Annotated in this window: 8 protein-coding genes; 5 read left to right on the top strand and 3 right to left on the bottom strand. The window is 57.6% G+C overall.

Annotation, left to right across the window (positions count from 1 at the left end; genetic code table 11):
• Nucleotides 1-7: 7 nt before the first annotated feature.
• Complete coding sequence (locus ACMTNU_RS02190) at nucleotides 8-370, bottom strand: response regulator (RefSeq protein ID WP_413933561.1); 363 nt, start codon at nucleotides 368-370, stop codon at nucleotides 8-10.
• Nucleotides 371-420: 50 nt separating this feature from the next.
• A complete protein-coding gene (locus ACMTNU_RS02185; RefSeq protein ID WP_413933560.1) occupies nucleotides 421-666 on the bottom strand; it encodes a hypothetical protein in 246 nt (81 codons plus the stop codon).
• Nucleotides 667-1,018: 352 nt separating this feature from the next.
• On the opposite strand from ACMTNU_RS02185, the gene ACMTNU_RS02180 reads away from it, so the two are divergent.
• From ACMTNU_RS02180 to ACMTNU_RS02165, 4 genes are read left to right on the top strand one after another with little or no spacing between them, the layout of a single operon-like run.
• Nucleotides 1,019-2,593, top strand: coding sequence for a TolC family protein (locus ACMTNU_RS02180; protein WP_413933559.1), 1,575 nt, complete (start codon nucleotides 1,019-1,021; stop codon nucleotides 2,591-2,593).
• Entirely contained in the window at nucleotides 2,571-3,353 is a 783-nt protein-coding gene (locus ACMTNU_RS02175; RefSeq protein ID WP_413933558.1) for an efflux RND transporter periplasmic adaptor subunit, read from the top strand. Before ACMTNU_RS02180 ends, ACMTNU_RS02175 begins: the two co-directional genes overlap by 23 nt.
• A gap of 2 nt (nucleotides 3,354-3,355) precedes the next feature.
• The gene (locus ACMTNU_RS02170; RefSeq protein WP_413933557.1) at nucleotides 3,356-4,723 is read left to right on the top strand and encodes an efflux RND transporter periplasmic adaptor subunit; all 1,368 of its coding nucleotides are present in this window, start codon (nucleotides 3,356-3,358) and stop codon (nucleotides 4,721-4,723) included.
• 3 nt (nucleotides 4,724-4,726) lie between these two features.
• Nucleotides 4,727-6,868, top strand: coding sequence for an HlyD family efflux transporter periplasmic adaptor subunit (locus ACMTNU_RS02165; RefSeq protein WP_413933556.1), 2,142 nt, complete (start codon nucleotides 4,727-4,729; stop codon nucleotides 6,866-6,868).
• Nucleotides 6,869-7,023: 155 nt separating this feature from the next.
• Here ACMTNU_RS02165 and ACMTNU_RS02160 read toward each other — a convergent pair whose 3' ends face one another.
• Nucleotides 7,024-7,749 (bottom strand): TIGR04255 family protein, encoded by a 726-nt coding sequence (locus ACMTNU_RS02160; protein WP_413933555.1) that lies wholly within the window; start codon nucleotides 7,747-7,749, stop codon nucleotides 7,024-7,026.
• 325 nt (nucleotides 7,750-8,074) lie between these two features.
• On the opposite strand from ACMTNU_RS02160, the gene ACMTNU_RS02155 reads away from it, so the two are divergent.
• Nucleotides 8,075-12,535: DUF4347 domain-containing protein (locus ACMTNU_RS02155; RefSeq protein ID WP_413933554.1), on the top strand; the 4,461-nt coding region annotated here is incomplete at its 3' end.

The following is a 12,535-nucleotide window of genomic DNA, read 5'->3' as shown; positions in this document are numbered from 1 at the left end:
TATCGGGCTAGTGACTCAGCGTGAACCGCACGGCACGGAGGAGGTCGGCCGGTGAAAAGGGTTTCTGGATCACCCGCCTGGCACCGAAGAGTTTCGCAACGTTCAAAAAATTCTGGTCGCCGGTCGCGCCGGTCATGGCAATGACTCTGGCGTCCAAGAATTCACGAGTCAATGCCAGCGTGACCTCCATGCCATCGCGTTCGGGCATCAAGATGTCGGTGATCACAAGATCGGCTGGTTGTTCTCGATAGAGCGTGAGCCCGGCGTGACCGTTTGTGGCCTCTCGGATCTGATGCCCGTCTTCTTCAAGGATGTGACGCAAGAGGGTTCTGATCGAATCGTCATCATCGACAATCAAGATCGAAGCCATGGTACTCTCCCACGACCAGATGGATGCACAGGCAATCCCGTCAGGCTCTGTTATGCCGCATGCTTCATGACGGGATGTGCGTCCATCTCGAATTCCTCTTCAGTATAGTCGAATTCATCGGTTGAGACGGTAAGTACCGGTTCGGGCCTCGACCGGCGGTGCTGCGCAATGATCGGGTCATGCACATTGCCGCAATTCATACAACGATAGCCGCTGGCCCACATATGTCCAATAGTACCGTCAAAATCCAAGAAATGCTCCTTCACCATCAATCCCCGACAACGTGAGCAGCTCATGGTCATTCTCCCGGTTAAAGGGTTGCAGCCGTTGGAACCTGTTAGAAGAAGGGTAGCCAAGCAGCAGAGGGATAGGTAGATACCAAGGGAGTACTCCGGAAGAAGGGCTCAGAAGGACAGGCTCAATGCCAAGCGGTTTGCCGACTTTATGGTGGTGCTGATTCTCAAGCCAAGAAGGGATTGACCAGTTGTGTAGCGGTAACGAGCGATTAGTCTCCAATCGTGTTGAATTGTGTGGGTTTTTCCTTATCTCATCGTAGTTTCAACCCATTCCCTTCCATTCGATCAAGTTCCTTGCAGGCGGAGCCGATATCGGTACTGCACAGGGCCCTGGTCTACCTGGAGGACTATCGTGCGGGCGATCTGTCTGCTGTGGGGTGGTCATCGACAAGCGGTGCGCACAGCCGTGCGGGCTGTCGTCACCGTGATGATACCGCTCACGATGAGCGGGTGTCTGATCAAGCCACATCCGATGGAGACCGGAGAAATCCAGGCTCGGGCACTCAAAGATTTTCTTGCCATCTCCGCAGTCGACGAGCCGGTTGGGAGACCGATTGATTTATATGAGGCGATGGCACGGGCGGTCAAATACAACTTGGATGCGAAGGTCAAAGCGATTCAAGTCCAACTGGCGCATCAGCAGTTGAACGTGGCGCACTATTCACTGCTTCCCCAAGTCGCCGCCAATGCCGGGTTCGATGGACGGAATAATTTCGCCGGCGGCGTCGGGCAATCGATTCTCACGGGACGCCAGGCGGTCGAACCGTTCACCTCATCCGAAAAAAACGTCATGTCCGGCAATCTCGCGTTAAGTTGGGATGTGCTCGACTTTGGCCTGTCGTTCGTGCGCGCACAACAGGCAGCCGACAATGTGCTGGTGGCGGAAGAGGAAAAGCGGCGTCTGGCAGTGCGATTGATACAGGATGTCAGAGGGGCGTATTGGCGGGCGGTGAGTGCGGAACGCGTACTTCCTCGAATTCGGCTCTTGGACGACTCGGTTGACAAAGCATTGGAGAGTACCAAACGGATCGTCGGCCAGAAACTTCAGGCGCCGTTGACGCCGCTCAACTATCAACGAGATTTGCTCAATATCCAGCGTGAAGTGCGGCGATTATTTCGAGAGCTCAGTACCGCAAAGACGCAACTCGCCTCTATGATTGGATTGCCGCCAGGAACGCAGTTTGATCTGGTCGTGCCGCCGAGAGACACCTCGATCCCCGTGGTCAACTTGGACAGTCAAAAGCTGGAAGAACAGGCGCTCTTGCTCAGACCGGAATTGCGCACCATCGATTACAAGAAGCGCATCAACGCTAAGGAAGCCAAGGCCGTGTTTCTGGAATTGTTTCCGAACCTGAAAGTGTCGCTCGGCGGTTACTACAACAGCAACAGTTTTCTCTTGTATCAGAATTGGCTCAGCTATGCCGCCCAGGCAAGCTGGAACTTGCTCTCGGTATTTCGAGCGCCGGCCAAACTCAAAGCGATCGAAGCGAACGGCCACATGCTGGATGTCCAAAGTCTGGCGCTCAGCATGTCCATTCTGACGGAGGTTCATGTCGGCGCCACACAGTTTGTGCTGGCCAAACAGGAATATCAGGATGCGCGGAACTACCAACAGACACAGAGTGCGATTGTGGAGCAGACCAAGAACCTGTGGCTGACTCAGCGCACGAACGATCTCACCCTGATTCGAGAACGAGCCAACGACGTCGCGGCCGATGTCCGCTTGGACACGGCGCGAGCAGGATTGGAAACGGCCTATGCCACCTTGATGGCCTCCATCGGGGAAGAAGCGGTTCCTTCCAGCATGGCGGAACAGAGTCTGGCGCAACTGACGGAATCGATCAGGGAATACTGGGAACCCAGTGGGTTCACCATGTCGGAAGGAGAAAGGAGAGCGGAACCCCATGCGACACCGGCCGTACACTAGGGTGGGAATAGCCGTGCTCCTGGCTGCAGCGGCGATGGGAGTTCCATCGCCGGGGTGGGCGAAGGGAGATCGATCAGTTCAGGGGACAAAGCAGGAATCCGGAGTCGCTCGAGGAATCGTCAAAGCGGTCTCACAGGCCGTGCTCTATGCCCAGATCCAAGGGCGTGTCAATCAAGTTCCGTACAGAGAAGGACAGCGATTCGTCAAAGGGGCAACCCTGGTGCAATTGGAATGTGACAAGTACCAAGCGGAATTGGCGGCGGCTGCCGCGGAGCACGAAGGCAAGAGTAAGACGTTTCAGAACAATAAGGAGCTCGCCAAACTGAACGCGGTCAGTACGCTCGACCTGGAAGTCTCGGAAGCGGATGCCAAAAAAGCCGGTGCCACAAGGCGGATCGCGGAGATCAACGTGCGTGGATGCCACCTGGCCGCGCCGTTTGCAGGACGCATCGTCGATGTGATGGTACATGAGCACGAGAACGTGTTTCCCAACGACAAACTGCTGAGCGTGTTGGACGATACGAGCCTGGAGATTGAATTGGTCTTGCCGTCGATGGCGTTGACCTGGCTCAAAAAACAGGCACGCTTCACCTTTGTCGTCGATGAGACGGGCCAGGGGTATTCAGCCAGGGTCAAGGAAATCGGTGCGACTGTCGACGCCGCAAGTCAGACCGTCAAAGTGACCGGAGTATTCGACGCACTTCCCAAAGACGTGTTGAGTGGGATGAGCGGGTCCGCACAGTTTGTGGGGCAGCCCTGACGATGGCGACAACGGCCGAACCGACCGCACAGCAGATCCCGACATTGATCCACCTGGCAGCCCTCACGCATCTGGAGGGTCAGATCCGTGCGGCAAAGACCGTTCAAGAGTTGCAGTTCCTATCCGTCAATGAAACCCGGCGATTGATCCCCTACGACAACGCTTTTCTCCTGAGTCCTCCCGGTTCGGACAAGGAGACCTGCCACGTGCTCAATGCCTCCAGCGTGGCGGTGGTCGATCGGCATGCGCCGATGATCGTCTGGCTTGAACAGGCAGTGTATGCACTATCCCATGCTCCAGGGGCCACGCAACAACCGGTGGTGATTACGAAAGAGCTGTTGCCGGAGGAGCTTCGGAGTGGCTGGCATGAGTTTGTGAAGGGGCACGTGTTTTGGTGTCCGTTGCAACATCCGGACGAAACGGTCCTGGGAGCCTGGTGGTTCGAGCGGGATTTCGCCTGGCAGGACAACGATATGGCGATCGTCCATCGCCTGGCCGGGAGCTATGCCTACGCCTGGAAAGCGCTCTCGAAAAAGGAGCAGAGCTGGTCGAAGAAGATCAAGAAGCCGACCTGGTGGCTGATTCCGCTCGCCATTGGCGCCGCGCTGTGCGTTCCGATCAGGATTTCGGCGGTGGCTCCGGTCAAAGTCATGGCCAAAGATCCGGTGGTCGTGAGTGCGCCCATCGACGGGGTGATCGCCGACGTGCTCGTGCATCCGAACCAAACAGTGCAAGCCGGGACGGCGCTCTTTCGATACGAAGACACGAATCTCCGCAATCAGTTCCTCATCGCGGAAAAGCAATTGACCGTCGCGCGGGCGGAGCAGACTCAGTCGATTCAGGCGGGGTTTGGTGATCCGCAGCGGAAGGCCGATGTGCCGCTCAAGGAAGCAGAGGTCGATCTGCGCCAGACCGAACTGCAATACGCGAAGGAAATGCTGGATCAGGTCGAAGTCGTTGCCCCACAAGCGGGCTTGCTGCTCTATTCAGACAAGTCCGATTGGATCGGTCGGCCGGTCACGGTGGGTGAGCGGATCATGGAAATCGCGAATCCTAAACAGATTGAGTTACGCATCGATCTGCCGGTTGCCGATGCCATCGTGCTCAAAGAGGGGGCCGAGGCGCTCGTCTTTCTCAATGCCCTTGCGTTGGAATCGTTTCCCGCCACCGTCGTCCATGCCAGTTACCATGCCGAAGTCCTGCCTGGCGATGTGCTGGCCTATCGGGTCACAGCGCAACTCACCACGGCGGATCCTCGCATCCGGATCGGATGGCAAGGGACGGCCAAAGTCTACGGCGAGCGAGGACCGCTCGCCTATCTGTTGCTGCGTCGACCGTTGACCGCCCTTCGACAATGGGTGGGGTGGTGACCGATGGTGATTCCCGGTCCTCAAGGCACCAAGCCGCAGGAACGAAAGTTGCCGACATTACGGCCGAACCTCCAATTCAACCGCGGGACTCCCACGCCTGATGGAGTGCCGACCTGGACCATCGTCGATCCGGTTCGCACTCGCTATTTCCAGATCGAATGGCCGGTGTACCAGATGATCCAGCGGTGGAATGCCGGAACTATCGAAAAGCTCCATGCGGTGATGACGAAGGAGACGACCTGTCAGACGTCCATGGCGGACGTGGAGGATCTCGTCAAGTTCCTCTATACGAACAACCTCACGGAGCAATCAGCCAGCGGCAAACACACGGACTATCAGAGCCAGGCTCAAGCCGGTGAACACAATTGGCTGATGTGGCTGGTCCACCACTATCTGTTCATCAAAATCCCGCTGGTCCATCCGCACAACTTTCTGAAATCCACGCTGCCGTTGGTGGAGCCGCTCTACACAAGCATCGCCAGGTGGACCTTCGGGACCTTGGGACTGTTCGGGCTGATCCTGGTCGGACGACAATGGGACACGTTCGTCTCGACGTTCCTCTACTTTTTTAATTGGCGCGGCGCCATCCTCTACAGCCTGTCCCTTGGTGCCGTGAAGATCGTGCACGAGTTGGGACATGCCTATACGGCGACCAGGTTTGGGTGTCGCGTGCCGACCATGGGCGTGGCCTTTATGGTGATGATGCCGGTGATGTATTCGGACGTGACCGATTCGTACCGCCTGACATCAAAACGGAAGCGATTGTTGATCGCCAGCGGCGGAGTTATCGCCGAGCTTGGTCTTGCAGCGGTGGCGCTCTTCCTGTGGGGCTTTCTGCCGGAAGGGACCTTACGGAGCATTGCGTTCATCGTCGCCACGACCAGTCTGGCGATGAGCCTGGTCGTCAACCTGAATCCCCTGATGCGATTCGACGGCTACTATGTGCTGGCCGATGGATTGGGCCTGCCGAATCTTCAAGATCGGGCCTTTGCGTTTGGGCAATGGCGCTTGCGGAGTCTGCTATTTGGTCGACATGGTGCAGCTCCGGAAATTGTATCTGAGAGGGTGCAGCACACCATGGTGGTGTATGCCTGGGCAATCTGGCTCTATCGCCTGATCCTGTTTACCGGTATCGCCGTGATGGTCTATCACTACTTTTTCAAGGCCTTGGGCATCTTCCTTTTCTTGGTCGAGATCGTCTGGTTCATTGCCATGCCGGTCTATCGGGAACTGACCGTCTGGTGGAACAGCCGAGCACTGTATGCCGCCTCGCCACGGGCGTGGTTCAGCGCCGCCTGTCTGGTGGCCCTGTTTGTGATGACAGTGATTCCCATTCAGACGAGTATCTCGATCCCGGCTGTCTTGCAAGCCTCTTCCTACGCGACGATTTTTGCGCCGACACCAGGCCGTCTCCAACAGGTGTTGGTACATGATGGGCAGGTTGTCAAGGCGGGAGATGCGCTCGTCGTGTTGGAAAATCCGTCGTTGGACAAGGACGTGCGGCTGGCCGAAACCAAAGTGACCATGTGGGACTACCGCCTTGGCCGATTGGCCGGGTACGGACAGGATCGTGATCAGCGACAGGTCATTGCGGAATCACTCCGGGCAGGGCTTGCCGAACTGACCGGGCTTGAAGCCAAACGGGACAATTTGACGTTGAAGGCGCCCATCGACGGGATGGTGCGGGATCGCGCGGAGTCACTCATCGCTGGACGGTGGATCGATCAGAAAGTGCCCATTACGTATCTTGTGAACGAACGCCAGGTTGAGATTGAAAGTTTCGTTCCGGTCGACGAGTTGGCCTATATCGAAGTGGGACAGCCGGCGCGATTCGTTCCGTTAGATCTCACCAGGCCATCGATCGGGGCCCGTGTCACCCAGATTGCCGAGGTGGACGAGCGTGAATTCACGGTGCCCTATCTCGCCTCGGTCTATGGCGGGGATATCCCAGTGAGAAAAGATGAGAAGGGGCGGCTTAAGCCGGAAATTTCGGTCTATCGGGTACGATTGAGTTTAGATGAGGCAGTGCCGAGTCCCGGTCAGATCCTGCCAGGCCATGTCCAGATCGAGGGACAACCGTCGAGTGTGGCCAAACGGGCCTGGGATCAGGTGGCGGCGACGTTGGTACGCGAGAGTGGGTTTTAACACACGCGCGTGAAGCGGCTCTCGTGAAGCGTCGTACGTGAAACGTGAAGCGCCTCGGTTAAGGGTGTGAAGTTTCATGTCTCATGGTTCATGTCGTCCGAAAACTTGAAACCTGAAACTCACGATCGAAAGATCCCAAGACGCATCACGTTTTCCTACGCCGCCTTGCCGACCATCGCTTGATGGAACTGTTCCGTGACACAGAGCCGGAAAAATTGTCCTGCCTCTTGCTCAAAGCGATCCAAGGTTGAAAGCACACCAATCCACTCCAGACGTTGAGTCGTGAAGTAGTCTTGATCGAGCAGGTAGGCTGGTTCTCCAGGCTGATTGGCCTGCTTCGCTTCTCGGTACTGGACGAATCCATGCGTCAGCCGGAATCGGTCGGAGCTGTCGGGGAGGGTCATCACTACTTCATGACGACTGCCTTGCAGCTGCCCCTTATGGCCCGGAAGTGAAAAAGGACCGAGGACCTTGGCGTTAATCAATGCGGTCCACTGAATCTTCGTGAAGCCATAGAGAGCCGGGCGTAAGACACTTTGGAAGCGAAGGTCGGCGCGGGCGCAGAAGGCCGGTTCGTAGCAGGCCTGGAGTGCATTCATGGCGGACGAGATTTGCGTGCGGAAATCAGTCCAGCCGGCATAGCGACCGGCCATCACATTCAACGAGTCTGGTAGCAAGAGAATCTCGCGCAGGGTCTCTTGATTGGCAAGCCGGTAGCCTCGGCGATCCTGGGTCGGCTGAAACAGCGGATAGTCTTTGCGGAGCTGTTCCTGAAAGGAAGCCGGCAACTCCTGACTGATCTTCAAAATCACCGGGAACTGCACCTGGCAGGTCACGGAGAGGAGCGGTGAGCGTGTGAATTGTTCCCAAGCAGGATTCATAGTGTCGTGCTCCTTCGAGAAGTGATCGGGAAACCGTAACAGTCGTATCGGTTGCTGGCGGAAACATCTTAATCGGCTTCATTTGTGGCGGGAGCCAGTTTTGGCGTTGAGACACTGCTGTAGGTTCAGCGGCCCTTTATTCCTCATTACTGCCTATTCGGAGCCATGCGTATGGATTGATATTCATTCCCATGATTGAACGCGCCCCAGACCTGCAGGGGTGATGCTGAGTCTCCAGCCCTGCTCCGAATATGCCGAAAAAGACGTGATCCACTGTCAGTCTTGATGACATAGACGCACGATGTTTTGGCGAAAGAAACCAACCATGCCTCAAGACAAGAAGAAGCCAAGTCAGGCGAAATCTACTTCGAAGGCGGGAGAGACTGCTCGACCGAAACTCTCGATTCTTTCGCTCGAATCCCGTCTTATGTTCGATGCGGCAGGCGCTACGACGGCCGCTGAAGTGAATCAAGAACAGGTCGCGCAAGAGCAGGCTGAAACCGCAGTCTCGGGAGACAGCAGTAGCGAGACACAGGAGTCCACCGCGAGCCAGGATCTTCTTCAAGGCCTCACCACCTATCTGCCGGTCGAGTCACGGCAGGAGATCGTCTTCGTCGATCCGACGGTACCGAACTATCAGGACCTCCTGAGTGGAATGGACCCGACGATCGAAGTCGTCATGTTGGATGGCAGCTACGACGGCATTGAGCAAATGGCCAGTGCCCTTGCTGGTCGTACTGACATCGACGCAATTCATGTCATCTCTCACGGCGATGCAGGGACACTACAGCTTGGCACCGGTACACTCACCATCGACAGTATGGCGGGAGAGTATGCCGACGAGCTGACAGCGATCAAAGGGGCGCTGTCGGAACAAGCCGACTTCCTTGTCTACGGGTGCGACTTCGCGGAGGGAGATAGAGGCCAAGCGGCAGTTACCCAACTTGCTGCCCTGACTGGGGCCGATGTCCAGGCGAGTAGCGATCTAACCGGTAACGTGGACTTCGGGGGCGACTGGGACCTTGAATTCAGGATCGGCACCATCGAAACCCAGATCGTGGTGTCCGACGAAGCACAGATCAACTGGAAGGGACTCCTGGCAGAAACCTGGATGGATGCCGCGACCGGCACCGTCATCGGCGGACCAGTCGGAAACGATTGGTATGTCGGTGATTCGGCAAACAACACTCCGGTATCTTCCGCCGGCGGCACCGACATCATGTATGGGGCTGGAGGGGATGACACCTTAACGAGTGGAAGTGGCAACGACATCTTAGTCGGCGGAACCGGCAACGACACCATTTCAGGCGGCAGCGATGATGACGTGATTTTGGGTGGGACGGGGAATGACTATTTGGATGGGGGTAGTGCCGTTGGGAAGAACACGATCATTGGGGGTGGTGGAAATGATCAGATGGTCGGAGGATCCGGTACCGACGTGTTTCGCTTCACTGGGGCACAATCAGGCGATGTCTATACAGTGAACGGCGGTGGCGCAACGGATATTATCGATCTCAGCGAGTTTTCGACTGCCACGATTACGAACAGCGGTGGCGTGATTACGGTTGACCGAGGTGGTGGGGACGTCTTCACAATCAACCATTCGAACGTCGAGACGGTGATCACGGCTGCGACAGTTGGAAACCATGGTCCGCTTGCAGAAGCCGGCGCTGATCAGAGCGTTTATACCAACTCGGCCGTGACCTTATCGGCCACCAGCAGTTCAGACCAGGACGGCAATACGCTCACCTATCAGTGGACGCAGATCGAGGGAACGAAGGTGACGCTCAGCAGCTCGACGGCTGCGTCCCCCACCTTTACCGCTCCAAGCTCTGCGACTACCCTGCAGTTTATTGTGGTGGTGTCGGATGGCACGACTAGCCATGCCGATACCGTAACGATCACGGTTACGGCAGCTGGCCTAACCGCCAGCGGCGGGGAAACGCGCATCAATACCACGACAACAGGAACGCAAACTCACAACTCTCTCCTCGACTACTACACTCCAGATAGTGTCGCTATGGACGCCAGTGGGAACTATGTCTCGGTCTGGGAGAGCGCGGGCAATATCTATGGCCAGCGCTACAACAGTGCAGGCACCGCCCAGGGGAGCGAGTTTATCATTGCCAGCAATGCGGCGAACGAACGCTTGGCCAGTGTGGATATGAATGCTAGCGGGGCCTTCGTCGTGACCTGGGAGAGAGATCAGGGAACCGGAGACTACGACATCTATGCGCGGCTGTATAACTCATCCGGCACGGCGATCACCAGCGAGTTTCTTGTTAACGACACGACAACCTATGACCAAGAGCATGCGCATGTCGGCATGGCTGCTGATGGTTCGTTTGTCGTGGTGTTCGAAAGCAATATTGAAGCGAGCGGGACCTACTACGACAATGTGTATGCCCAACGCTACGATGCTACTGGCGCCAGAATCGGTTCGAATTTCATGGTCAATACGACTACGGGTGGCGACCAAGATAGTGCCGACATTGCTATGGATGCAGCGGGCAACTTTATCGTGGTGTGGGAAGGTGAACGCACGGCAGGCACCAGTGCCTACAGCATCTATGGCCAACGGTACAACGCATCCGGTGTGGCGCAGGGTTCGGAGTTTCTTGTCAATTCGGTTGCCAGCAGTAATGATCAGCGTGCTTCAGTCGCCATGAACGACAGCGGGAACTTCGTGGTGACATGGGATAGCCTAAGCAGTGGCAATGCTGACATTCAGGCTCAACGGTTTAACAGTTCTGGGGTCGCGCAAGGGAGTATGGTCAGCGTGACGAGCAGTGCGTCGTATGAACAGGAAATGGCGAATGTGGCCATGGATGGCAGCGGCAACTTTGTTGTGTCGTGGATGAGCAACGGACAGGACGGTTCTGGCTGGGGGGTCTACGCGAGGCAATACGATTCGACCGGAACAGCAATGATGACAGAAAGCCGGGTTTCCACTACAACAACAGGCAGGCAAGACTATCCTGGTGTGGCCTACGAGGACGGAAAAGTCGTGATCACCTGGTCTGGGAACGGCACGGGCGATACGGCCGGCATCTTCATGCAGCGCTACACGGCAACCGGTGGCAATGCAGCACCGACTATCACCAGTAACGGTGGGGGTGTCACAGCCTCCATCAGTGTCGCGGAGAACGTAACAGCGGTGACCACGGTGACGGCGACCGACGCCGATGTCGGGGCGACGCTGACCTACTCCATCAGCGGCGGGGCCGATGCGGCCAAGTTCACTATCAACAGCAGCACGGGCGTCCTGTCCTTCATCAGCGCCCCCAACTACGAATCGCCGACGGATAGTGGAGGCAACAACGTCTACGACGTGCTCGTGACGGTGAAGGATAACAATGGTGGGGCGGATACCCAATCCATCGCCGTGACCGTGACGAATACGAACGATGCGCCGGTGTTGGCGGACACGGCGTTGTCGATCACGGTGGCGGAAGATGCGGGCGCACCGAGCGGGGCGGTGGGCAGTTTGGTGAGTGCGTTCACGGGCGGGATCACCGATCAGGACAGCGGCGCCTCGAAGGGCATCGCGATCACGGGGAGCAACGAGACGAACGGGACGTGGTACTACACGACGAACGGGGGCACGACGTGGACGGCCATTGGATCGGTCAGTAATTCCTCGGCGCTGCTGCTGGCGGATAACGCGAACACACGGCTCTACTTCTCACCAGGAGCGAATTACAACGGCACGAGCACGGGAGCCCTGACCCTGCGAGCCTGGGACCAGACCAGCGGCAGTGCTGGTAGCAAAGTCACCACGGCAAGCAACGGCGGGACGACGGCGTTTAGCAGTGCGACCGATACGGTGGATGTAACGGTGACGGCGGTCAATGACGCGCCGGTGCTGGCGGACACGGCGTTGTCGATCACGGTGGCGGAGGATGCGGGGGCGCCGAGCGGGGCGGTGGGAAGTGCGCTCAGCGCGTTCACGGGTGGGATCACCGATGTGGATGCGAGTGCGGTGAAGGGCATCGCGATCACGGGGAGCAACGAGACGAACGGGACGTGGTACTACACAACGAATGGGGGAACGACCTGGACGGCGGTGGGGACAGTGAGCAATATCTCTGCCCTGCTCCTCGCCGACAATGCGAATACACGGCTCTACTTCTCACCAAGTGGCAACTACAACGGGACGAGCACGGCTGCCCTGACGGTGCGGGCGTGGGATCAAACGAGCGGGACGGCGGGAACGAAAGTCACCACGGCGAGCAACGGAGGGACGACGGCGTTCAGCAGTGCGACCGATACGGTGGATGTAACGGTGACGGCGGTCAATGATGCGCCGGTGTTGGCGGACACGGCCCTGTCGATCACCGTAGCCGAGGATGCGGGGGCGCCCTCTGGGGCGGTGGGCTCGACCGTCAGTGCGTTCACGGGCGGGATCACGGATGTCGATAGCGGAGCCTCGAAGGGCATCGCGATTACGGGGAGCAACGAGACGAACGGGACCTGGTACTACACGACCAACGGGGGGACGACGTGGACGGCCGTGGGATCCGTCAGCAACACGTCCGCTCTCCTCCTCGCGGATAACGGGAGTACGCGACTCTATTTCTCACCAAGTGCCAACTACAACGGGACGAGTACGGCAGCGCTGACGATGCGAGCGTGGGATCAGACGAGCGGGACGGCGGGGACAAAGGTCAGCACGGCGAGTAACGGTGGCACGACGGCCTTCTCGAGTGCGACCGATACCGTGAATGTGAGCGTGACGGCGGTGAACGACACGCCGACGGACCTGGCGCTGTCGAGTAACACGGTG

This window comes from Nitrospira sp. BLG_1, assembly GCF_047338595.1.
GTDB lineage: Bacteria > Nitrospirota > Nitrospiria > Nitrospirales > Nitrospiraceae > Nitrospira_D.
The sequence above is the reverse complement of the archived record's forward strand: the minus strand, read 5'-3'. Positions and strand labels throughout refer to the sequence as shown.